The organism is Granulicella sp. dw_53 (genome assembly GCF_018449545.1).
Taxonomy (GTDB): Bacteria; Acidobacteriota; Terriglobia; order Terriglobales; family Acidobacteriaceae; genus Edaphobacter.
Genome location: NZ_JAAVUR010000005.1, coordinates 117,503 through 139,963, shown reverse-complemented (window position 1 = coordinate 139,963; position 22,461 = coordinate 117,503). Strand labels below are relative to the sequence as shown.

Annotated in this window: 19 protein-coding genes; 3 read left to right on the top strand and 16 right to left on the bottom strand. The window is 56.3% G+C overall.

The window, feature by feature from the left end; genetic code table 11:
* The first annotated feature begins 173 nt into the window (after nt 1–173).
* Both HB393_RS09660 and HB393_RS25655 read left to right on the top strand, forming a co-directional pair.
* On the top strand, nt 174–3,542 hold the full coding sequence (locus HB393_RS09660; RefSeq protein ID WP_213804965.1) for a serine/threonine-protein kinase: 3,369 nt from the start codon (nt 174–176) through the stop codon (nt 3,540–3,542).
* The gene (locus tag HB393_RS25655) at nt 3,539–4,990 is read left to right on the top strand and encodes a phospholipase D-like domain-containing protein (RefSeq protein ID WP_213804964.1); all 1,452 of its coding nucleotides are present in this window, start codon (nt 3,539–3,541) and stop codon (nt 4,988–4,990) included. Before HB393_RS09660 ends, HB393_RS25655 begins: the two co-directional genes overlap by 4 nt.
* Nucleotides 4,991–5,039: 49 nt before the next feature.
* Here the strand turns inward: HB393_RS25655 and mobF are convergent, their stop codons facing one another.
* The 14 genes from mobF to HB393_RS09585 all read right to left on the bottom strand — a co-directional run bounded on the left by mobF (nt 5,040) and on the right by HB393_RS09585 (nt 21,443).
* Nucleotides 5,040–8,708 carry a MobF family relaxase gene (mobF, locus tag HB393_RS09650; RefSeq protein ID WP_213804963.1) on the bottom strand — a complete coding sequence of 1,223 codons (3,669 nt, stop codon included), beginning with the start codon at nt 8,706–8,708 and terminating at the stop codon, nt 5,040–5,042.
* A 2-nt stretch (nt 8,709–8,710) separates the two neighbouring features.
* Nucleotides 8,711–10,804 carry a type IV secretion system DNA-binding domain-containing protein gene (locus tag HB393_RS09645; RefSeq protein WP_213804962.1) on the bottom strand — a complete coding sequence of 698 codons (2,094 nt, stop codon included), beginning with the start codon at nt 10,802–10,804 and terminating at the stop codon, nt 8,711–8,713.
* Between the two features lie 2 nt (nt 10,805–10,806).
* On the bottom strand, nt 10,807–11,187 hold the full coding sequence (locus HB393_RS09640; protein ID WP_213804961.1) for a hypothetical protein: 381 nt from the start codon (nt 11,185–11,187) through the stop codon (nt 10,807–10,809).
* A 209-nt stretch (nt 11,188–11,396) separates the two neighbouring features.
* On the bottom strand, nt 11,397–11,723 hold the full coding sequence (locus HB393_RS09635; RefSeq protein ID WP_213804960.1) for a hypothetical protein: 327 nt from the start codon (nt 11,721–11,723) through the stop codon (nt 11,397–11,399).
* 25 nt (nt 11,724–11,748) lie between these two features.
* A complete protein-coding gene (locus tag HB393_RS09630) occupies nt 11,749–12,699 on the bottom strand; it encodes a RepB family DNA primase (RefSeq protein WP_255550950.1) in 951 nt (316 codons plus the stop codon).
* An 89-nt stretch (nt 12,700–12,788) separates the two neighbouring features.
* Nucleotides 12,789–13,166: a single-stranded DNA-binding protein gene (locus tag HB393_RS09625; protein WP_213804959.1), complete on the bottom strand. Its 378-nt coding sequence runs from the start codon at nt 13,164–13,166 to the stop codon at nt 12,789–12,791.
* 41 nt (nt 13,167–13,207) lie between these two features.
* Nucleotides 13,208–13,618, bottom strand: coding sequence for a hypothetical protein (locus tag HB393_RS09620; protein ID WP_213804958.1), 411 nt, complete (start codon nt 13,616–13,618; stop codon nt 13,208–13,210).
* A gap of 20 nt (nt 13,619–13,638) precedes the next feature.
* Entirely contained in the window at nt 13,639–14,613 is a 975-nt protein-coding gene (locus HB393_RS09615) for an ATPase, T2SS/T4P/T4SS family (RefSeq protein ID WP_213804957.1), read from the bottom strand.
* On the bottom strand, nt 14,610–15,416 hold the full coding sequence (locus HB393_RS09610; RefSeq protein ID WP_213804956.1) for a VirB8/TrbF family protein: 807 nt from the start codon (nt 15,414–15,416) through the stop codon (nt 14,610–14,612). The genes HB393_RS09615 and HB393_RS09610 overlap by 4 nt, the downstream gene beginning before the upstream one ends.
* 173 nt (nt 15,417–15,589) lie before the next feature.
* Complete coding sequence (locus HB393_RS09605) at nt 15,590–16,510, bottom strand: type IV secretion system protein (protein ID WP_213804955.1); 921 nt, start codon at nt 16,508–16,510, stop codon at nt 15,590–15,592.
* A 29-nt stretch (nt 16,511–16,539) separates the two neighbouring features.
* Nucleotides 16,540–17,328 carry a hypothetical protein gene (locus HB393_RS09600; protein WP_213804954.1) on the bottom strand — a complete coding sequence of 263 codons (789 nt, stop codon included), beginning with the start codon at nt 17,326–17,328 and terminating at the stop codon, nt 16,540–16,542.
* Between the two features lie 26 nt (nt 17,329–17,354).
* Nucleotides 17,355–18,668 carry a TrbI/VirB10 family protein gene (locus tag HB393_RS09595; RefSeq protein WP_213804953.1) on the bottom strand — a complete coding sequence of 438 codons (1,314 nt, stop codon included), beginning with the start codon at nt 18,666–18,668 and terminating at the stop codon, nt 17,355–17,357.
* Nucleotides 18,669–18,670: 2 nt separating this feature from the next.
* Nucleotides 18,671–19,504: a TrbG/VirB9 family P-type conjugative transfer protein gene (locus HB393_RS09590; RefSeq protein WP_213804952.1), complete on the bottom strand. Its 834-nt coding sequence runs from the start codon at nt 19,502–19,504 to the stop codon at nt 18,671–18,673.
* Nucleotides 19,505–19,535: 31 nt separating this feature from the next.
* A complete protein-coding gene (locus HB393_RS09585) occupies nt 19,536–21,443 on the bottom strand; it encodes a type VI secretion protein (protein WP_345945117.1) in 1,908 nt (635 codons plus the stop codon).
* A gap of 78 nt (nt 21,444–21,521) precedes the next feature.
* Between HB393_RS09585 and HB393_RS25650 the strand changes: the two genes are divergently transcribed.
* Nucleotides 21,522–21,794 carry a hypothetical protein gene (locus HB393_RS25650; RefSeq protein ID WP_345945115.1) on the top strand — a complete coding sequence of 91 codons (273 nt, stop codon included), beginning with the start codon at nt 21,522–21,524 and terminating at the stop codon, nt 21,792–21,794.
* A 91-nt stretch (nt 21,795–21,885) separates the two neighbouring features.
* Here the strand turns inward: HB393_RS25650 and HB393_RS09580 are convergent, their stop codons facing one another.
* Both HB393_RS09580 and HB393_RS09575 read right to left on the bottom strand, forming a co-directional pair.
* Nucleotides 21,886–22,149 carry a VirB3 family type IV secretion system protein gene (locus HB393_RS09580; protein WP_213804950.1) on the bottom strand — a complete coding sequence of 88 codons (264 nt, stop codon included), beginning with the start codon at nt 22,147–22,149 and terminating at the stop codon, nt 21,886–21,888.
* A gap of 13 nt (nt 22,150–22,162) precedes the next feature.
* Entirely contained in the window at nt 22,163–22,450 is a 288-nt protein-coding gene (locus HB393_RS09575) for a hypothetical protein (protein WP_345945139.1), read from the bottom strand.
* Nucleotides 22,451–22,461: the final 11 nt, after the last annotated feature.

Genomic DNA, 22,461 nt, shown 5'->3' with positions numbered 1-22,461 from the left:
CAATTCGGGGTTGAATCGTCGAAGATGACGATAGGACGGCTTCCATCCAAGTCCAAACCTGAAGAGCCTTCCTTGGTGGTGGCACAAACACTATGGCCTCTGCGTCACTGCGTAGCACTCCGCGAATCGTCAATGGCCGATATGCTCTATTGCCTGCGTGCAAAGTAGGTGGCATGAGCGAGGTGTACGCCGCAAGAGATCTACTGACAGATGCGAAGGTCGCCGTCAAATTGCTCACGGCCGGTCATCTGGACGCGGGAATCTTGCGTGAGTCGTTCGAGCGCGAGGTCCGCTCCCTAGGGCAACTCCGACACCCGTCGATTGTTAATCTTCTGGACCAAGGAGAAGATCCTGAGACAAGAACTCCCTTTATTGTTTTGGATTGGGTGGACAGTGACCTATCGAGCTTTCTCCAATCTTCGCGGTTCGAATCTTGGGATCATCTGTATCCGTTGCTGCTCCGCCCGCTGCTGGAAGGGCTGAGCGAAGCGCACTCCCGCGGAATTTCCCATCGAGATGTCAAGCCCTCCAATATTTTGGTGGACTCAGCGGGTTCGCCACGGCTCACGGACTTTGGAATTTCAAAACTCAAGTCCTATTTATTCCCTAGTCATACCTTAAACCAGTTCATGAGCCCGCCTTATGCACCTCCCGAACTCGATGACGGCGCTTATACCTATACAAGGGATATATATGCCCTCACAGCCGTTGCGATCGAATGTCTGAGTGGGGCCAAGCTCACGGAGCACAAAGACCTGATTTCGGCTCTCGACGGCGCTTCTCTTCCAATTCTCATTCACTCGATTCTGAAACGTGCCGTCTCTAATGATCCTGCTAGAAGACAGGCGAATGCGGCTGTACTCCTCGCGGAACTCGAAGCAGCTCAGGAGCAGCGCGGGATCAATGCAGAACCCCGAATCGATATATTCCTTGACTTGGCACAACCTGCGATAACGCAACTGCTCAAATTGTTCCCCGAGAAGTCTCGGGATGAAGCCACCGCAATACTTTTGAGTGACCTCAACCTCGTATGTGGCATTGGCTCAAGCGAGTCGGCAAATGGACGACCCTCATTGAAGCTCTACGGCGGATCATTCATCTGTGATGTGTCGTTCGCAATACCGTCCGCTGATCACCTCATGATCAATTCATTGTCGAAAGTTTCCCCGAGCATCACGGAAAAGCGGCGAGAACGGGCGCTTCAACTGAATATCCGCTTCCGACCTGGCAAACCTAGCCAAGGGCAGGCTAGTGAGGCACCTTTGTATTTGCGAGAGAGGCTAGAAGCATTTCGACTCGAACTCACGGTGCGAGATTCTCAAGCGCAACAAAATGATTTGTTTCGGACGTGGGGGGCGATTCTGAGAGCAAAACATGCGCTCGAGAAGACCAAAGAGAACCCGATTCGCTACAAGGGGTATAGTGTCCAGGGAAACCGAATCATCTTTGAAGTAGAAGGTAAAATCCCCGGTGAACTGCTTGATCAGCCTCGACTGGTGAAGGATGATGCTCTAGTAAAAGTCACTGGTCATGTCGAAAGCACATCAGATTCTCAGTTGGTGATGCAAGTAGACCGCTGGTACACGCGGGAACTAGCAAGAACCGGAATTGTTTCCATTGATATTGAGGCAGCGCGGCTTGCGATCGAGCGACAAAATTCTGCCTTGCAGGCGGTCAGATATCGTCGCTCGGTACGTTCGGATCTCGGGGACTTACTTGTATTCCCTGAACAGAGCCGACTCCTCAAGCATACTGCTGATGTAACGCCAATCCTCTCCGAGTTGGACGAGCCTAAGAGAGATGCAGTCTTGGCTGCAATGAACGCGCAGGACTTCCTCGTGGTGGAGGGACCTCCAGGGACAGGAAAAACCACTTTTATTACCGAAATGATTCTTCAGATACTTCGTGAGAATCCAGCGCGTCGTATCTTGCTCACCTCACAAACACACGTGGCTCTAGACAACGCTCTGGAGCAGCTCCTAACGACAAATGCACAATATCGCACCGTGAGACTAGGCCGTTCCGGCAATCCGAAAATATCGCGGGGGGTTGACGAACTTCTGCTTGACAGCCAGATGGGGCAGTGGCGCGATGAGGTTATACGCAGGGGAACCGTGTTTCTCGAAGACTTCGCGAAACAACACGGCATCACTCACGAGCAAGTGCAGATTGGAATGGGCTTTGAAAAACTCGCTCAAATCCAAAGAGAGCTTGAGGATCTTGATGTTCGTAAGACACTGCTCGAGGCTCAGCTGAAAGAGCACGAGAACAAGGTCGCCCAAAAGAAAACGCCTCTCGTTCCTGGCAAAGACGAGAAGACAGACGCCCTGCTGGAAAAGTATGGAGCAGCTAGTGACGAGCTCACTAAGGTTCGAACAGAGATGCGACTCAAGACGAGTGAACGAGACGAGGTCCGTTCTTTGCTGAGGAAGCTCGAACCGGATACTGCAAGTTTAGTCAACCTCTCTACCGATGATCTGAGGGGATGGGCGGAGCTGTATCTTCCTTCCACGCCCGAATACTCGCGCGTCCGTGCTGTGTTTACTACCCAGGCAGAGTGGCAGGCACGGTTCGGCAGAACTGCTGATTTTGCGCCGGCTCTGTTGAGGTCAGCGCAGATTGTGGCTGGCACCTGCGTGGGCGTCGCTGGAATCAAAGGCGTTCAGGACATCGATTTCGATGTTTGCATCGTGGATGAGGCGTCGAAGGCGACGCCAACTGAGATGCTCATCCCTCTGTCACGGTCGCGGAAATGGATCGTAGTCGGAGATCAGAAGCAGCTGCCGCCCTTTGTGGACGAAGGATTTCGTGATGCCTCTATATTGCAGGAATTCGGACTTGATGAAGACTCTATAAAGAGAACGATCTTCGATCGCCTGCATGATATGTTGCCTGCCGATTGCAAAAAGATGTTATCGATTCAGTACAGAATGGTTCCGGCCATTGGAAATCTAATCAGTCATTGCTTTTATGATGACACGCTAAAGAGCGCGGAGAAGGAGTGGGATCGACTCTTGCAACCGATTCTGCCAACGCCAGTCGTATGGCTTTCCACCTCTAAGAAAGCCAATCGCTTTGAAACGAAAACCGGAGATAGCTATTGGAATGAAGCGGAGCTACAGATCGTTCATGACACGCTTAAGTCGATCAACGCACGAGCAGCAATTGGGAATAAGGTCTTGACCATTGCTGTTCTGACGGGATATGGCCTGCAACGTTCGATCATGGAACGTCGCTTTGCTAGCACTCTGAAGACATGTACCAATATCGAAGTCGAATGGAATACCGTCGATGCGGTTCAGGGGCGGCAAGCTGATATCGTCATTTACTCTGTCACACGGTCAAATCAACTCGGAAAGATAGGGTTTCTCAAAGAAACAAGCCGCCTCAATGTAGCGTTGTCACGCTGTAAACAGAATTTGATTCTCGTTGGGGATCACGTCTTTTTCAGCAATGTTTCGGGTGAGAACCCATTCAAGAGAGTTCTTCGGTACATCGAGCAGCATTCTCAGGATTGTACGATCGTGGAGGTGGATTCGTGAGCATAGAAGATATTGCACAGCGCTTTTCATCTCGCGATGGCCTTCGCTTGAGGGACTATATCGAAGTGGCTCTCCCTGTCTATCACCTCCGGTTACGTGCAATAACCATCGCGCATAAGAATGTGCCTCCAATTGAGGAATTCATCTTACGAGCCCTTGCGATGGACATACGCTCCTTCGATGCTCTCGCTGCCTTTCTGGGGTTGGACGAGCGAGTGCTCAAGCCAGCGCTCCTCTCACTCATCGAGTCCGACGACATAGTGGCAACTCCGGCGACGGCTGGCAACGAATTTGACCTAACTTCGAAAGGCAATATCACGGCGGCGAAGCATGTGATGACGACGACAGAGGAGCGTACGTTCCCATTGTATTTTGATGCCCTAACTCGGAGATCCATTTGGTATCGCAGCGAGCAGCTGATCGATTATCGCGAAATGAAATCCAAGGGTTTTCGTGAAATTGCGAACTATCCCTCAGTGCGCCCCAGGGTGGGAGACCTCCGCATTGCGGAGATAGATTCAGTGCTGAAGTCACTTCATGCCTCTCCCGAGTCGCGCAGAGATCTAGTTGCAATTAGAGGGATTGAATCATGCAGGAAGTGGTTCGTTCCTGCTCTGGCTCTGGTTTACTCCCGCGAAGGCAATACAGACCTCCAAGTCGGCGTCGTCATCGGAGGCAAACTTTCGATTGAACATGAGCGCGTTCTTACATCCTTACCCTCCTTTTTAGATTTCCTCACGAATACGGTTCCCATTCGGAGTGAAATCGGGAGCGATTTGGACTCAATAAGTGAAGGCAACTCGGAGGCGTTACAGATTAGCGAAAGCCTTCAAACAGCGATAGAGGAGGCTAGCAACCGGAAGGCTGAAATGGAAGACAGTCTAACCGAAATGACTGCCCCAGATGAAGAAGTTGAACTCAAGAAGAAACTTGTACTTCTCGAAGGAGAAATCGTTCGGCTTTCTGCTGAGGCCCGCTCGCTGCCAGTGCGAAATCTTTACGTTTATGATCATCCTTTGTTGCTTCGGGATGCGCTGAAGACTGCTAAGGAACGATTGCTGATTATTTCTCCGTGGATCAGGGGTGAAGTTGTAGACAAAGATTTCTTAAAGGATCTGGAGAATCGTCTACAGGCTGGCGTATCCGTGTATATCGGACATGGTATTACGACTAATCCAACAAGGAATCCAAAATCGGCAGACGCTGCAGCGAAGACGGATCTTCAGAAGTTAGCGACGGCGTACGCAAATCTGCGCTTTGTACGTATTGGGAACACGCACGCCAAAGTGCTCATCAAGGATCAGGAGTTTGCCGCGATCACAAGTTTCAACTGGTTGTCGTTCCGGGGAGATCCAAACAAAACCTATAGGGATGAACAGGGCGTATTACTGCAGAAAACAGATCTCGTGAATAGCAAATTTGACGAGGTCGTGCAGCAGTTTAACTAGAAATAAGAGATATCGGTTATGGTACTGGATGATTCGTTCTTTACGGGTCTCAACGTCCAATCCCGAATCCTTCCAATTCAATATGAGGCAGAGAGGACGCTGGGATGCTATCAATAGCAGACGAGGGTCCATCTGGCGACAGTACGATCGACAAGTCCGTAATGGCCTTTTGCACTGCCAGTTCCCGGCTGTCGGACGTATAGATGGTGAGATCGCGTGTGTGGGGTGAGAAGCTTCTTAGCACCTCCTGCTGCTGCGCAAGCTGGGAAGCATCCCCGGTGACAAGAACACGATCGACAAAGCCTCGCTGTGCCATTTCGACCGCGTATCCATACTCGATGTGTCGGGCATTATGGGAATCCAGTTCGACCGATCTACCGCTATCAAGCCTCACGGAGAGAGCATTGTCCTCGCCGATCCGCTCCACCGTGGCGAATTCCCCGGAACGGATCTGAGCATCGCGGTCGGATGCGGTAAGGGTGATGCGCTCTCCCACAGCAAGGTCGCGTTGCTCCTCGCGGTATATCGTACTCTGCGCGGTCTGCGTTTTCAGAAGTGCGGGATTGTAGGATGTCTCGTTACCGTCGCGAGTCGCAACGGTAAGAGCGTTGGTGCGTGCATCGACGACGAGAACTGTGGCTGTGCTGTTGTCGGCGATGCCATGCTCCGCGGGACTGCCAATCTTATAGTGAATCTCATCACCCGGCGCGTAGTTGGCAGCGAGTCGACGATTCCCGAGATGCTGTTCGACCAGGACTGGGACGGAACGGCGTTCCGGCGCAAGCCGCCCCTGGTGTCGCAACTCTTCGCGGATGAGTTGGGTCAACTCCCGCCGCTCGTCAGCCTCGGGTGCGACGACAACAGCACGATCTTTTTGGGCAGTGTACTCAAGAGCGACGGCTGCGAGTCGATGTTCCGGGCTTGCATACTCATGAACTCTCCCTTGCTCCTGTAACTTTGCCGTCCCGGTCGCAGGATCGTTTGCACGAAACGCGGCCACGGCCTGCTGGACTTCGGTCGTGGAACTCGACAGCCGGAAGTCTACGGCGGCGGTCTTCGAGATGTCGGTCGCTAGCCGTTGGCCAAGGGTTTCGGCATTGTTGGTATACACACGCGCATCGTCCGAGGCCCGCGAGATGGCAACGTAAGCAAGTCTGGTGCTGATGAGACTATGTGCGCCGCCAGTGTCGAAGTGAGCGAGGACGCGGCCTGCGGTGAGGCCCTGCGAACTGTGTGAGGTCACGGCGTAGCCATGATCGAGCTGCCGGAACTGAGCGGTATCAAATGAGATCGTGCGCTGGGCCTTTCCATCCATTCTCACTGACATCTGACCGTTCTCGATGGCAGTAATAGTGCCAAGATCTCGATTGGCGACGCCAAGCGCTCTATTGGTTGAGGTCATTTGAATCCGATCTCCAGTAGCGAATTCGCGCTCCGTTTCACGGAAGGCCTGGACGCCGCGCAAACGCCGAGGGTCATAGGTCACATTTGATCCGTTCGCAAGCTCCACCGTGAGCGTGTTGGCCCGCGCGTCTACGGCTTGGACCGTGGCGAAACTGTCCCGCTCGATGCCTTCGGCCTTGCTGCCGGTGGTGTATTGCAGCACGTCGCCAACGTTGTAACGCGCCGCCCAGGTGCGGTCGGCTCCGGTCATATCGGAGCGGTGGGTAAGCGTGCGGAAAGTCTGCCCATCTGATGCCAGAGCGCCTTTGTCTAACAACTCGGCACGGACGACCTCATTGATCTGTTGACGGCTACGGTTGTCGGGAGACACAACGATGGTGTTCTCAGGCTGCGAGGCATAATCCCTGGCGATAGCAGCGATGCGCTCCTGCCTGTCTGTTATCTCTGTAATGCGGCCTTGGCTGGCGAGCATATCGATACCTTGCTTGGTATTGTTCTTCGCAAGCTGCTCTACCGCTTTCAGCAATTCAGAGTCCTTCTGCCGCATGATGCGGTCAAGTTGCGAGGTTCGCATCCCGGCGTCCTGCATCTGCTCAAAAGGCTTTCCGGCATCCACGCCCTGATGCTGGCGGGTGTCACCGATCACCAACACGCGGTCATTGGGATTCAGCTTGTCGAGGAAGGCTCGCATCTGCCGAGTGCTGGCGAGGCTCGACTCGTCCAGCATGTAAAGGTGCCGCAATTCAGGGCTCGCGCTGGGGTGGTTGTCGCCACGCGCAAGGAAACTCTGTAAGGTTGTAGCGTCGATTCCGACCTCGCGGAGCTGCGCCGATGCACGGGAGGTTGGGGCAAAACCCTCGACGACGTAGCCGCTCTTTTCCGCTCCTTCACGGATCGAAGCCAGCACAGTCGTCTTCCCACTGCCTGCGCGTCCCTGCAAGCCGTGAATGCGATCCGTGGAATTGAGAACTTCCTCGATCACGCGTCGCTGCGTGTCGTTCAGGAAGTCCCGTGAACGCGCCTGCTCCTGCGCCAGCTCCGCACTCATGATGGGTTGGACGGCATTGCGTCCCGCAACTACATAGGCAATGTTTGCGCGTTCGGCGGCGATGGTTTCCGGCGTCGCGAAGCTGCGACCCGAAGCGTATTTGGCGGTCTCCACGGAGCGGAGGTCGCCGCGCTGGCGCCTAGCCTCGAAATCGGCGCGAACCTCGGCATAGGTCGTTTCTCCCATGCCGCGCCGCAACGCATCGCGGAAGATGAGCCGTTCATCTACGACAGCCTCGCGCTCGAAGAGACTGTCCCGCGCATAGGTCATGGCTTCCTTCGCGCGAGTCGCTCGATCGGGATTGCGTTCCTGGGTCTGAGCGCGTTCGCGGGCCTCCTGCACGACTTGTCGCGGCTGGTTGCCGAACTGGGCGGCGACGTTGCGATGGGCCTCCAGGACCGCTTCTCGCGTGAGGGCCAGCTTCTTGTCGCGTGTGGAGTGAGCTGCGATCTGCGCGGCTCTCGGGCCGCTAACGCCACTCCTTTCCATCTCATCTTTGATCTGTTGCGAACGCAGGCTTGATGCGTCGAGATAGGACTGACTAAACCCCTTGATCTCAGGTGCTCCACTCTTTCCGGGCTCGATTTCATAGCCGAGATCACGCAACCGATACATCAATTCGGACTGGTAGACCGCCGTGGCGAATTGCTTGCTCTCAAAGAATGGCCGTTCCTGAAGAGCCCTCGTCGAACCATCGGCTCGCTCGGTGACATTGAAGATGACTGCATGGGTATGGAGCTGTGGCGCGGCGTAGCCATCGACGGGCCGGGCGGTGTCGTGTTCAAACTTCGCGGCGATGAACTTCCCGGTGTCCTCGGCTGGGTTGTTGCCGCCGATCCGCGCGTGCGTGTACTTCTCCAGTTCGTTCAGTGCTACCGTTACGGCAGCGGCGTGGGCTTCCCGGACCCGGTCATCCCCGCCGACCAATGCAGTCAACGAGACAGACTTCGGTGCGGAAAACGTAGCATCCCAACCGGCGCGATGCTCTACAGCTTTGATGGTCTTCCCGCTGGCCGTCTGGTACTCCACGGCCTCTCGGTGCCGAACCATCTGAACCTCGGTCTGCGGGTGCTGGCCCTCCGAGAGACGGGAAAACTCCCGGGCGTTCACTTCGCCAGAGAGTCCCAGGGAGGTTGCGAGCCGCCCCTGCCATTCACCTTTTACTTCGTCACCTTGTTTGTAATAACTTTGAGCCGCGGACGTGTACTCCAGCTTGTGGTACGTCTGGGCCTGGCCGGAGCTGAGCGCTTTTGGGATGGTCATCATGGCTACATCTCCCGGATGTATTCAGGACCAAGTACCTCTTCCTGTTCGGTATCAGCATCAGCAGTCGCGATGGGAGTAGCGACAGGCGCGGGCCGGTTCACTTCGCCGGCGCGTGTAGATTCATTCCCATCTTGCTTCGGCCACGGAATGGGATTCTTTTCGAGGGCCAGCGGCGCATCGTTCGCTACGGTTTCCGAAGCATCTGCGGCCAGTGGTTCTGATGATCCTTCCTCGTCAGCGGCTTTCGGAGCGCGGGGCTTGAGGGTATCGGGATCGAAGCTCATCTCGCCGTCGGGAGACTTACGGGGCAGGAATCCCGGTGTTGGCGTTGGCAGGTCCGTATAGTCGAAAGCGAACCTGGCCACATTGTTGCCCAACTTCAAATATGCGTGGCGATCATCGAGCCCGGTAATCTCCGAACCCATCACAAGTGGTTCTATCTGGCGCTCTACTGTGAAGTTCTTGCCTGACCTGGAGCCATCGAACTTCGTCTCTTTCAGGCGCTCGATCTCGACCTTTCCGATGGCCTCCGATATCCATTCGGCGGCCTTGGGTTCCGCAGTCTTCATGAAGATTTTGGTGGCGGGCTGGGAGAGCATGACCTCAGCCAGATGCCCATAGATGACTTCAAGCTGGGCCTTGCCTTGGAAGCCCAACACCAATGGATTTTTCGACTTTCTGTTTTCGGTGATGGCCGTGTGGAGCTGCGGCAACTTCTGCAAACTCGCCAACTCGTCGATCACAAACCAGACGGGTTTCTGCCCCGGCTGCGGCGCGGTGAGCAACCGCATGACGAGCAAATCAATCCACAGCGAATGCAGCGGACGGAGCGTTTCCCGTTCGGGCGGACGCGACGTAATGAAGATCCAACCTTTCCGTTGTTTGGCCCATGTCCGGGCATTCCAGACGGGCCGCTTCTCATCCTTTTGCGGCAAGAGGCGGAAGCATTTTGCGACCAGGCCCAGGGACGAGAGCACGCCCGCGCGCTGCGGTCCTGCCTTCCTGTCTATATAGAAGGCCATCTCGGTTCCTTCCACTCGCTTCATCAACTCCGTATCGCTCGCCATCCATTCGGCAAGCTGATGCGGCGTCGGCCCCAGCTTCAGCAGGTGCGCGAAGATCTGTGCGGGCGTCTGGTGAAAAAACTCGTCTTTGTCGGCGGTTGCGGGCTGGTAGAGCGAGGCCGCGATGGCATCCGCCTCGGCGTTCGACTCCATCTCCTGCGCCGGTCCCCAATAGGGGCAGCGGGTGTCCAGCGGGTTTAGTACGATGTCTCCGCGTCCGGCATCGTAAAATCTCTGGATATATTCGCAGGCCGGGTCGTAGACAATAGCTGAGTCTCCACGCTGGCGGATCTGTCGAAGGCACTGCATTATCAATTGCGTTTTCCCGACCCCGGTATCGCCCATGAGCTGAAGATGCTGGGCCTCTTTCCGCAGCGGAATCCGCATCATCTTCTCAGATTCCGTCGTCTTGAATCCGATGCCATCACCCTTCTGGACCTTGTTGAACTCGTTCGGCGAGAGCATGAGCGGGCCGCGCAGGACTCGCCCATACTTCATTTGCCGGAACCGCTGAATGTCTTTCGGGATCGCGAACCAGAGCATCGCCAGCAGGCAGACGCCACCTTCGACGAAGCTGATAGTGAAGACGGCGAACAGCCCCTTGCCATCGAAGATCGCGTAGCGTAGCCAGTGATTCATCGCGGCATCCGCGAGCTTTTGGCTAGGCCCGCGAAACGGAAAGCGGTAGCCCTGGGCCTGTGCCAACTCCGACAGTGTGAACGGAACGACGCTTCCGTTCGGAAGCGACATCCGCCCTGCGGCGAAGTCTACCGGTAGAGCGAGACGAGGCTTGGCTTTTCCGCCTCCTAGATACAAGAGTCGGTAAGTGCCATGCGTATGGACAGCGGCCCCGACTTCAGCGCGGATGTACTCGGTGATGTAAGACTGCTGCAACGGCGGCAGCGAGAAATGAAGCCGCTGCCAGACAAACAGCACCGTGCAAAGCAGGGCCGTTGCGATGGCCGTGTAGCTCATAACCGGAGCGTGCGGCGGCCAGATGATCGTCTCTTTCCTACCCCATTGCGTTGCCATCGTTATCGCTCCTTTCCAGCATCCTGCGTGTACTGCTGCATCACGTCTTGAGCGGCCTTGTGCTTCTCTTTGCGAACCATCGTCATCGCTTCAGTGATCCACGTTGGCGATACCTTTTCGCCCAGGATGAGCGGCTTGATGAGGTTTACAAGCAGCATCCGCGTGGCGACCAGCTCCGTGAATAAGGCGTCATCGGAGCGCCTTGCCTCGCGCAATAGGACTTCACGAGCCCACTCGCTGGCAGACTTTCCGTCTGCCTCGGCTGCGCGGGCAAGCTCCTGCTCTTCTTGAATCGTGAGCTTGGTGCCGAGGCTACGTGAACGGCGGTCGCGAATCTTCCCCCGTCCCATACGTTGCGTGATGATGCTTGGTTGGGTTTGCATCGGATGCTCCATATTCGAAAATCTCCCGGTTCCCAGCTAGGAACCACGAGTTCCTAGCTGGGAACCGACCACCTGTAACTGCCACTTGTAACGAGTGTTCGCAGGTGGGAACCTGAGTCATTCAAAACACCACCCTGGAAGGGATCAAGTGTCAACATTCTTCCGGTGCGCAGCACCGTGGTGGTCCTGCCACGGATTCCGACGGAGGATCATGCCTTCAATCCCGCCGCTACTGCTGAGGGCCGTATGCCGTTGACCGAGCCGTTTGCAGGCTCCTTTGCAGACGGCGCCGCTGCTTCTACTGCTGGCACCTTGCGGATGCGAAGGGTGGCAGCCACCTGCTTCGCCTGCGGCGATCTCAGGAACTCCTGAAAATCGCGATCCTTGGCGAAGACATAGGTGAGAGCCTGCTCGACGACATCATCCGCACAGGCACGAATGAAAGCGGCATACTGATCGACCTGGGTCGCAGTGGTATCGGACAACCGGATAGAGGCGCTTATTTGTTTGGTCTGGATAACTTCGAGTAACGGCATGGTGATTCTCCTTTGAGTGATGAGTTCAAGCGGTCTTCTTACGGGCGATCATCCGAAACGCTGTAGTTGCGATTTCTCGTGCGCGAGCGGAGCAAAGTGCGGTGGGCAACTCGAAGTGACGGCGGACTTCGAGCATGGTGATTACGTCGTCAACGGGTGCGCCTTCGAGCAGCCAGAGACGAGCCGAAGCCATATCAACTGTGCGTTGGGCGTAGTAAAGAGGATTGGGTTTGTCTGAGCGTCGCTCCGCCAGGATGCGTGTCAGCTTCCCGGCGTCCTTACCGTGCTCAAGCTCGGCAATAACCCAGCTCCAATCGGCCTCGGAATGACTCTGCTTTCCTGAGCGAATCTGCCGTCCGATTCCGCGCGGCGGGAACGCTGCATCAACGCCAAGATTGTCGAGACGAAAGTCATCCGGATTCCAAATCGAATCGCAGGGGTATTCGACCGTAACCGCATGGGCCGGCGAATACTTATGGTTGAGGAATCCGGGGACGCGGAGAACTCGGCTGCAGTCGGTGCAGGCAGGATCACCGCCGAAGACGATGGCGAGTTGTTTGAGCGCGGCTTCCTGCCGCTCGCAATCAAAGCCATCGACCCGCCATAGCGCCTGGTATTTGCCGGGTGATGTGGCGAGAATCGCGGTCGGAGACGGCACCGCATCCGATGCCTGGAGCGCAGCGACACGGGCATCTCCGTCCGAGTCGATATCTATATATAGATGGCGAACGGATGCAATGCTGTCTTTGGTGCGCCGTCGGCTGCCAAAGCGCAGCGGATTGGCAGCAATGTAGATGTTTGCGCCGGAAAGATTCTCGTGGACCAGCCAACGAAGATAAGCGGGCGCGAGTGCTTGTTCGAGCCGAACGATCCGCTGGGCGGGTCGGTCGGCTCTCTCCCTGCGAAGAAGGAAAGCAATCGTCTCATCCGGCGCGAAGCAACGGGTGAGAAAGCCTTTTGCGATTTCGCTCATCATGAGCACCTCGAAATTAGCGGAGTTCTGTACGGATTAGCGAGCCGGAAGCCCGGCTTGCGCCGGGCCTTTGGCTGAATGAAGGGAGCGGCCTATGCGGCCTGTCCCTCATCGAAATCATCCCCATCCGGGGACGCCTTCTGCGACCGGTCGAGCTTCTGGATGTTCGTCACCCGGATGCTGTCGGACTGCTGTTTGGTGTTGGTCTTCTTGCTCTCATACTCGTTGTGGTGCAACGATCCTTCGGCCAGGATGTGGTCGCCCTTCTTGAGCTTGGCCGCAAACTCCCCGCGACCGCCGAAGACGATCAAACTGTGCCACTCGGTGCGAGTGACGTACTTGTCCGATTCCTTGTCCTTGTAGGACTCGTTGGTGGCGAGTTCCAGGATGGTGAAGTTGCCGTTCTTGCCGTTGTGGATGGTGGCGTCTTTGCCGAGGAAGCCTGCGAGGATTACTTTGTTCAGATACATGGTGAGTCTCCGTGTTTGAATTCCCGAACTTGCTCGGGTCACTAATAAGCGAAGGGGCCCACGCTCCCAAGGCCAAGGAGTGCTTTCTTGGGCGCAGTCCGGAAGAAGTTTGTGCGGCGTTCTATGCCGCTGTTCTCAAACTTGTTTCGGGGGGTACCGGGAAAGCAGAACGACGACGCGCCGCAGGGCGCAGTGGGGGTATTCCCCGGAGCAGTGACCGAGCATGAGGCGGGATTTGCATCGGGGAGACGCACGTCTGAACATCCATCCTCTCGCTGCTCTCGCTCGACGCCATCACCCGGCAAGGCAAGTTCCTCTGAACCGCCGCAGAGTCCCGAAAGGAATCGGCTATTGCACCGAAAGCTGACTGTCTTCGCGTCGCGGTTGACTAGCCCAAGAGACCACTCCTCGGTGAGGTGATGATGCGCCGCATTGAGAGCAAGAAGTTCCATGGCAGTAGTCCGTATCCGGGTCACGCAACAGAAGCAGACGCACGGTAAATCTCCTCGGTCTGGAAGGATTGATCTGCGTGGTCATAACCGGTCACTGAAATCAGTTCCCTCACCCGGCGCTTGCCGGCGTGATCGCGCTCGCAGTACAGAACGAAATCGATGGCCTCCGCCGTCTCCGACCGCACGAACGCATGGTTCAGATTTGGCCTGGCACTCAATGCCAGATCCGACAGCCGGTTGAGAGCGTCCCACGCTGACTTTGCGTGGATAGTCGACAGCGTTCCGCCATGGCCCGTATTCATGGCTTGCAGGAGGTCATAGCCGCATTCATCCCGGATCTCGCCCATGATGATGCGGTCGGGACGGTGCCGAAGAGCAGCGGCCAAAAGCTGGCTGGGAGTAATGGCAACCTGACCGGGAATCGCTTCGACGGCCTCCCAGCGAACAGCGTTGGGATGCGAGATCTTCAGCTCTGCAGGTTGTTCTATGACAACAAGGCGCTCATGCTGGGGGACATGGTCCAAAAGCGACTTCATCAGGGTCGTCTTCCCGCTACCTGTTCCGCCACTGATAATCCCGTTCTTTTTTGCATTGACGAGCCCCACGACGATATCCCGAACCTGCACCGGCAAGCTCCCGGACGCAATCAGATCATCGGAGCTAAACCAGCGATTGAATTTGCGGATAGTGAGCGTCGGCCCGTGGATCGACGATGGAGCGCCCACGACGGCGACACGGGAGCCATCCGGCAGGCGCGTATTCAGGATGGGATTCTGGCTGGTTAGATCCTGTCCCAGGATGCGGGCGACGCGCTCAATCGCTGCCTGCAGCCGGTCATTCGTGTACGGGGTCGTGAGCGGTATATGCTGCACAACCCCTCCACGGTCTGCGTAGACTCCCATGGTTCCATTAATCATCAGGTCAGAGATGGACGGGTCTAGCAGAAGCTCGCGAAGCTCCTCGGGAAAGAACGGCAATATCAGTTGGTAGCTCACCGCGACGCTCCTGTCGCGCTTGCTGCCGGCGGGGCCGGCTGAACCTCGGGAACCCCAGGAGCAATCCGATCGACAGAGAGCCGGTTTTCGTGGAACTCCGTGATGGTCAGCCCAAGCGGATTGATGGTCTCGAATTGTGGAAAGATGCGGGCCTGATCGCTGACCTGTTTAGGATTCAGGTAGTAGGTGACGCTTATCCCCCAATGCTCTGTGCGAGGCTCGTGCGAATTGCGAGGGGAAAAGAGCTTGTCGATGGCGACAAGGGCCGTTCCACGAGCCATCGCGATGCCCTGCACCGTCTCCTGTGACATCGACGTAATGGTGACGTTTTTGACCTCGACATCACTCTGTTCGATTTGGCCACCCATGACCTGCGAAACCAGGTGATTGGCGTTGTCTTCCGTCATCAGCTGCGAGGACAGATTGCTCGACAGGAAGTAGTAGTTGAGTGGATACTTCTTGGCGACGGTGTCGCGGCTGATCGTGTAACGGAAGTCCGCCCAATCCGTCAGGTAGGTCCGCACCTCACCCTCGCGAGGACTGTAGTTCAGGTCACTATACTGAATCGCCTGGGCACGGCCTATTTCGTCGATGCGGATATAGCGATTCGCCACTGGACGGCGAGCCAGAGACAAATTCAGGACCATTGAAGAGACCAGGAGCACCGTTCCATAGCTGATGATGAGGCGGTATGCTTTCCGTTCGGCATAGTGAGAGGCATAGACCTCGTTGCCGATCTCGTCGGCAAGAAGGGCTTGCTTTGGCGTCAAGGCGACTTCAACGGGCAGAGTGTGTGTAGACATGGTGTGACTGAACCTTTTCTGGAAGCGTGAGGAAGAGATCGAGGGTATACAGAAATACTGCGATCAGGAGCGCAACGAAGAGCACCTTGAGAACGGTGAAAGCCCATCGCGGCAAACGTATCCGTCTGCCTTCGCTTCTGAGAAAGAGCCAAAAGAAGAGATTGTTCATAGCGTCACGATTTACCTTTCTTAGCCAATAGCATTGCGCCGCCAACGACCGTGTTCGTCGCGGCGGATGTGAGACCGGCAGCCCCGCCGAAGATGGCTTGCGTCATGCTCGGGATAAAGAGCATGTTGACGACGAATGCGATAAAGACCATCGTGCAGGGTATGAGATTGGCAAGCCACATCTCCATCGAATAATTGCCATTGAAGGTCTGCTGAATGAAGGCATTCAAAAAGCCTGACCAAACAAAGATGAATGCGGCGGCGACTGCGCGAATCATCGCGAAGCTGATAAGGACATCGAGGAAGTGAAAGAACTTGGCTCGGAAGGTCTGCGTCATGAGCAACGGCACGAAAACGGGACCGAAGAGCGCAGTGACACCGTACAGGATGAACGAGCTGCAATTGATGAGGAAAAGAATCGCCGACGCGAGGCCCAATAATGCCTGCACAACGAAGTAACAGAGGATCTGAATCGGTGCGGTGAGCGCCGGCATCTGCGTATTGTCCCCTGCCGTTTTCAGGAGTTGCAGAAGATTATTGAGCGAACTTTGATCGAAGGCCGCCACCATCGCCTGAGCAATATAAGAGAAGAAGTGATTGATGCCGAAGCTCGCACCGGGGAAAGGATTTACCCAATAATTTTCTAGTAGGCAGCAAATAATCAAGCGCAACAGGAAGTTCGTCAGATCGCCCACATGCAAGTGATCGTGGTGCAGCCGGAAGGTCATGCCGGTGGTGCTCCAGTTGATCGACATGCTGACTAGCGTGAAAAGCGCGATACAGCTCAACTCGATAAGGCCGAGCTGCGTCAGTGCCCCGCCGTTCTGCGTGGTCAGGTTCGTAAGATTGTTGGTGAACTGATAGAGCCAATCGACGCCGGAACCGGCGGTGGGAAGGGCTTGCGCTAATAAGACCATGGATGCCATATCGCTCTCTCAATCGGGGTTCAATTGATCTACGGGAGGTAGGTGTCCCAGGTGCTGCCCTCGTTCGCGGCGCTCGAGTCGTTGATGGTTCGTTGTTGCCGAACGAAAGCCGCCGTGTTCATGTCTTCGACTGCCGCATTGCGACGCTCCATGGTAGCCATGGTCATCTGTCCGGCAAGGCACACCTGCAGGCTGCCCTGAGATTGCGCTTCAGTCATTTTCTGGCCCTCGGCGGCATTGATGAGATTGAGTTGCTGGACCTCACTGTTGGTGCCGTCGCTGCTATCGAACTGGTTTGCACTAAGGGAGCTGTTAGCCGTGAGGTTCTGAGACCTGCCAGAGCGGTACTGACCCACAGCGGTAAGACAGTCGGGGGAGATGGAGTCCAAAATCTCAATCATGGCGAGCTGCGCGATGCGAGCACCGCCGAGCTGCTGGCCCTGTAGGTACGAAGTTGTGTTGCTGTTCATGGGAACGGTAGCCGTCTTCCATGCCGTGCTCGATGCACTGGGGGAGTTGCTATTGAGGGCGATACTGAAACCAGCTGTCTCCCCGAACATATCCGCAACGTTCACGTTCTCCAGAGCGTGAAGCGTCGTCTGCCACTGTTGCTTAAGAGAGAAGTGCGTGATGTTGTTCTTGAGCATGTTGTATTGCGTCTCCAGCGTCGTGAGCTGGGAGACCAGGCTGGCATAGCTGGTCGGATCGAAGACGATATCCCCGAGACCGAAGAGTGCGAACGCAGGCGTTGCGGTGAGTAGCGCTGCAGCGCCTGCACCGAGCAGCCACCTGCGGCGATTCGTGAGATGGAACTTCATAACGCCTCCTTCGGGCGAAACGAGGGTTAGAGTGTGGGGTTGACGCGATGCTCCGCGTAGGACGGGATAAGCAGGTCCGTGCCGATATACACACGGGCTCGTGATCCTTCTTTGAGGGTGATAATGGGCAGCCGATTCAGGAAGTGGTTGAGCACCTGTTCCCCCTCCATCGCAGTTTGCTCGGAGATGCCATTGCGAATCTGGGTCGAAGGCGTGAAGACACTGCCGTTGTTACCGATCTGAGCGAGGCCGCCCAGGCCGCCTATGGCGGCCGCGGCGGCGAAAGCTTCGAGATATCCGTGATTAACCTTTGTAGCCAGGCCGGTGGTGCCAATCTGGTCCAGGCCGAGGAACTTCGCGAACTCCAGCGAGAAGCCATCGGGGCAGATCGCGCGATGGAAGGTCACGAACATCTTGCGCTGCTCCGCATTGCCGACGCTCTGTACGGTTCCCAGCAGCCGCGTCCCCTGCGGCAGGAGGAGCTGCTGGTGATCGTGCGAGTAAAGATCAGTCGTCAGGTCGAGCATGATCGGCCCGCTGAACCCTCCGTCGATGTGGTTGGTTACAACGCCTTCCATTACGGTCCCCTCGAAGACTCGATACAAGCGGCCATCGTACGTATCGAAGTCATAGGGAGCCATCGGGTCAACCTTTGCGTTCGGCTTCACTTGCTGTTCTGAAACTACATGCGGTGCCGCGGGGTTCTTTCCGCTGCTGTCAGATACGGTAGCGACTGTTTCGCCCGTGTTTTTGGGCAATGCATCGTCTCGTTCATCCAGCGCAGTGGTAGCGGCGGGTGCGAGCGTACCGTTCGAGCGTACAAAGTCGATCGCTAAGGTATCGCTGTTTATGGCGTCTTGCCGCTGCTTCTCGCGGGCAAGAGCTTTTTGTTTGGCCTCGGCCTGCGCCTCCGAGACATTGGAGGTATGCGTGGGCACCTTCGAGTTGGTTCCGTAGATGGCGTCGCGTTGCGCGGCTGTCATCGGAGGCGCTCCCGCGGACTCCGGACCGGGTATCTCTTGTGCGGCCTGCAACTGCTGCATGGCTGCCGCTAACTGCTGCTGACGATGGGCGAGATCTGCATCTTGCCGGGCCTGCGCCTGTTGCTGCGTCTCGAAGCTCGATACCTGCTGCGGATTTGCGACCGCAGGGCGCATGGGCAATGCGCTCTGCGGAGCGGCTTTCCTGTTGCCACTGACCAGACTCGAAACGTTGGCGATACCGATCACGGCGATGATAACTGCCAGCGCAATCACAACCGGCATACCTTTCCGTACAGGCGATTTTGCCTCCGGTTGCTCAGGAACGTTGGCCGGGATATTTTGATTCGGCTCCTGCATGGCTACTCCTTATCCTTGGTGCGGTGAAACTCCACCTTCTGCTTCCCGATGGCGAGGTAACCGCCGTCCAGTTCTTTCGGCACGGTATAGAGGCCGTTGCTGAAATCGAAGTTGATGAGCGAGCCTTTCCTGTCCTTGGTCTCGTAGAGCGCAGGCGTCTCCTGGAAGCGGCCGCGCAGATAGGTGAACTTGTCATCGCGCCATATCTGTTCAAGGCCAAGCGCGCTGCCCTTTTTGGCATCCCAGACGTAATCGAAATGCAGTCGGCCGGGGTATTGGCTGCGGTAGGTTTCAGCTTTAGTGTCCGCTGCCTTCAATTCCGCAGTCTGGGCAGCCTTCGCTGCCGCGGCTTCTTGCTTCGCCTTCTCCAACTCCGCAGCCGGGACAAAGACCGGCAACTGCGTCAGCCGGTCTTTCGTGACCTTGTCACCCGGCGCGAGGAAGATCCTGGAATCGAAGTGGGGGTCTGAGTCATTCGACACTTCGCGAAGCTGGAGCGTGTACTCGTTGCCGTGGTCGGAGACGATGTGAATGTCCGTCGTGGAATTGGCGACCTTCGGCTTTACGCTGATAAAGCGGCTGGCGACGTGGCCGCCATCGAAGACCCAATCCACCGTATCGCCGGCGAAGACGTTGGCGACCTTTTCCTCCGGCGGCAACATGATGAGCGTCGATTGCAGTACCCCGGCACGGATGGAAGGCGGAGCATCCGCCTCCGATACCGTGACGGTACGCGGTGCGGCAGGGTCAAGGTGGTGCGGTGGGTCCGTCGCTGCGTTCGCGGTGGCGGTAAAGGCAAGTCCATAGGAGATGGCAACAATAATGGGCGGCTTCACAGGCGCTCCTTTCGGGTAGATTTCATCTTGGTTACACGGTCTCGCCCTGGGCAAAGCGTGTAATGCCCTCGGCAAGCCCATACTTTTCAATCAGCTTGGCGCGGCGCACGCGGTCTTTGGGCTTGGTAGAGAACGCCGCGTAGCTGCGGTTATCGAGCCGGAGCGTGACGACCTTGGTGATGCCGTCGCGCCGGATATACAGTCCTTCACGGTCCTGCAAGCTCTCGAAGAGAGCGAGCTGTTGCTCATTCAGTTTGAAAAGCTCCGCATAGCGTTTACGGTTGAAGGTGGCGTCTTTCAGGAACAGGAACGATGTACAAGAGTTCACAATGCTGTCGGCGTTCGCACCTAAGTCGTCAGCGGACTGGCCAATCATCGTGACGCCACCGAGATTTTTCCTAACAGTCTTGATGGAAGCCAACGCCCCATCCAAAAGCTGCTTGTTCTTCATCGAAGAGAAGATTTCTTCGATGAGGATGTGCTTCGGCACACCGAGATTGGCTGGGTTGTAGAGAACTTCATTGATGCGACGCAGGAGCCAAACCATCAACGGCTCGATCAGGTCGGCATACTGCTCGTTGTTCACGCCTTGGAAATCGAAGCATTGAAGACGTGAGAGCGACAGGCTGTCTTCGATGTTGTCGAAGACGGCGTTGTAGATACCCTTACCAACCCACTTCGAAAGATAGCGGTCGAGCTTCTTCGGCAGAAAGAGATTGGATAGGCGGCGATTCTCCGGGTCAAGCAGGTACATATCCTGCACAGCCTTGTGAACCACATCGTCGTCTTCAGGCTCCAGTTCCGCGCCGCCGTTGGTTAGCAACAATTTGATGAAGGAGTAGAGGAACTTAATGTTGCTCTCGGTGGGTTCCAGTGCGAACGGATTAACACGCGGGCCGTCTTTGCCGACCTGATCGACACGACCTCCGTACAATTCCACTACGCTCTCATAGCTGCCGCCGATGTCAAAAATATAGGTAAATCCTCCATATTTCTGCTCCAGCGCAATCGCGGCATTACCATGAACGCTTTTACCTGACCCTGTGGGACCGAGGATAAGCATGACCCTCACGCCATCCACATACACGTCCTGAAAGAATGGTGTCTTGGTACGTGTTTCGAAGATGTTGAGGTATTCGGCGTCTAGGTCGTCCGAGTAGGGATGACCGATGTGCGGAGCGAAGACGGATGACAGCCGGGCATGATGCTCTTCCGACAGCCACAGCGGAAAGACATTGAACTTGTCATTGCCGGGGAATAAGGCGTAGAACCCCGACAGACTCCCAAGCGTCTCCTCCACGATCTGAGCGCGAGCATCGACGAAGATGCGATGCACAGTTGGTACGGTATCTCGGAGTTGTTCTGGACTACGAGCTGCCAACAGCAAACGTAGGGAGTATTCGCCCTGGGCCTTCTTATCGAGTCCACGGATGACTTCACTCAGGTCATCGACATTGACGCTCGCGGCCTTCGCACCCGCGCCGGCATCGAGAGAAGTGGTATCGCGTCCGCTCATTACACGCGTCAACACACCGACTTTGAAAAACGAGATGAACTTCTCCTGGGCATCGATCTCGCTCCGCGCCGCCGCTGTGGACTTCACCCGCCAAGTCGAGCACAGCACGCTATCGCAATCGAGTGTCAGCAGACCGGAGAATAAGCACGGACGTGACGCCTCCGGGGTCGCCTTAAGCGAGAACATCTGCACATGGCGTTTCCCGACACGAACATGGTCGTTGTGCCAGGCCACCGGACTCTTCACGATCTGCCGGTCCACGCCGGTATCGCCGCGGAGATGGTCATGTTCTGTCCACTCCTCGAGATTGAAGAGATAGCTGAAAAACTGGAAGTTTTCGCATTTATCGAGCAACCGCAGTCCCAACGAGCTGCCGAGATGGGACTCAAGGATGGTCGCGGTCTTTTTCAAGTCGGCCAGCATACGGGATGTGTCGGCGGCGTTCTCCCGTGGCTTCCGATCAAACGCCTTTGTCTTCGACGGCTCTAGCGTCAAGCACCAGTGAAGGTCGATGCGCCGGAAGGCTGCTGTCTTGTTGAGAAACTCCAGACGGTCGGAGGCGAAGACCTCTGTGATGGGATTCGCGTACTTCCCTTGCCGTGGAAGGTCGAATCCGGACATCACACGGGTGTATTGATAAAGGCAAGAGCCTTCCGGCAGTCCCCGCAACGCGCCCTCAATGGAGCGCATTCGCGCATCAAGCTCCAGGTCCGTTACACCCTCCTCGTCAATGCCGACCAGAGAGAAAAGGCATCCGTACCCTCCACCTTTTAAGGCGAAGATGTTGGGGCTGACAAAACGTGCAATCGGAACGATACTGCAAGCAGCTCCAGCCTTTGCGAACCACGGGGTATATTTGATTTGCTCAGTGTTTGCGCGGGTCATAGTAGCTCTTCTGGGTGAGACTCAGGCCCCACAGTTGGAACATCTTTGGGTGTTTGCGCACGATGAGCCATGCACCGACCGCCATCGTCGGAAAGCTGATCATCGCCAGCAATCGAAACCCAACGAGGAAAACCGTTACGTTCACAAACACAATGGCCATCCATGTCGAGAGGTCGAGCCCTAGCTTGGCTCTGGGCCTGTTCATGGCCTGATTGATCGGTAACGGTTCTCCCCGCTTGGTCATGTCGATGTAGCTCCTACATCGACTGTCCGGTCAGGGAGCCGATCCACCCGGCTCCCCAACCGAGCACTCCGGCTCCGAACAGCGCACCGAAGAGTCCTGGGATCGCATCCTGGAACCGCCCAGACATCATGCGAATTCCGGCGAAGATCAAACCGCCAAAGCAGATAACCGCACCCGCATAGATCGCGAAAGTTTTGAAGGTTTGCATTAGCGTCTGCGCCCCGGAGAAGTCCATCGTACCTTGAGCGTGAGCGACCGCAGCGAAGGATAGAGTGAGGGCGGTGGGTGCCATCACGCGAATCGCGTGGGCAA

What these genes read in the sequence shown, in the direction of transcription:
- HB393_RS09660 (WP_213804965.1), top strand. Translation starts at nt 174, where the DNA reads ATGAGCGAGGTGTACGCCGCAAGAGATCTACTGACAGATGCGAAGGTC.
- mobF (WP_213804963.1), bottom strand. Translation starts at nt 8,708, where the DNA reads ATGATGACCATCCCAAAAGCGCTCAGCTCCGGCCAGGCCCAGACGTAC.
- HB393_RS09645 (WP_213804962.1), bottom strand. Translation starts at nt 10,804, where the DNA reads ATGGCAACGCAATGGGGTAGGAAAGAGACGATCATCTGGCCGCCGCAC.
- HB393_RS09640 (WP_213804961.1), bottom strand. Translation starts at nt 11,187, where the DNA reads ATGCAAACCCAACCAAGCATCATCACGCAACGTATGGGACGGGGGAAG.
- HB393_RS09635 (WP_213804960.1), bottom strand. Translation starts at nt 11,723, where the DNA reads ATGCCGTTACTCGAAGTTATCCAGACCAAACAAATAAGCGCCTCTATC.
- HB393_RS09630 (WP_255550950.1), bottom strand. Translation starts at nt 12,699, where the DNA reads ATGATGAGCGAAATCGCAAAAGGCTTTCTCACCCGTTGCTTCGCGCCG.
- HB393_RS09625 (WP_213804959.1), bottom strand. Translation starts at nt 13,166, where the DNA reads ATGTATCTGAACAAAGTAATCCTCGCAGGCTTCCTCGGCAAAGACGCC.
- HB393_RS09620 (WP_213804958.1), bottom strand. Translation starts at nt 13,618, where the DNA reads ATGGAACTTCTTGCTCTCAATGCGGCGCATCATCACCTCACCGAGGAG.
- HB393_RS09610 (WP_213804956.1), bottom strand. Translation starts at nt 15,416, where the DNA reads ATGTCTACACACACTCTGCCCGTTGAAGTCGCCTTGACGCCAAAGCAA.
- HB393_RS09605 (WP_213804955.1), bottom strand. Translation starts at nt 16,510, where the DNA reads ATGGCATCCATGGTCTTATTAGCGCAAGCCCTTCCCACCGCCGGTTCC.
- HB393_RS09600 (WP_213804954.1), bottom strand. Translation starts at nt 17,328, where the DNA reads ATGAAGTTCCATCTCACGAATCGCCGCAGGTGGCTGCTCGGTGCAGGC.
- HB393_RS09595 (WP_213804953.1), bottom strand. Translation starts at nt 18,668, where the DNA reads ATGCAGGAGCCGAATCAAAATATCCCGGCCAACGTTCCTGAGCAACCG.
- HB393_RS09585 (WP_345945117.1), bottom strand. Translation starts at nt 21,443, where the DNA reads ATGCTGGCCGACTTGAAAAAGACCGCGACCATCCTTGAGTCCCATCTC.
- HB393_RS09580 (WP_213804950.1), bottom strand. Translation starts at nt 22,149, where the DNA reads ATGACCAAGCGGGGAGAACCGTTACCGATCAATCAGGCCATGAACAGG.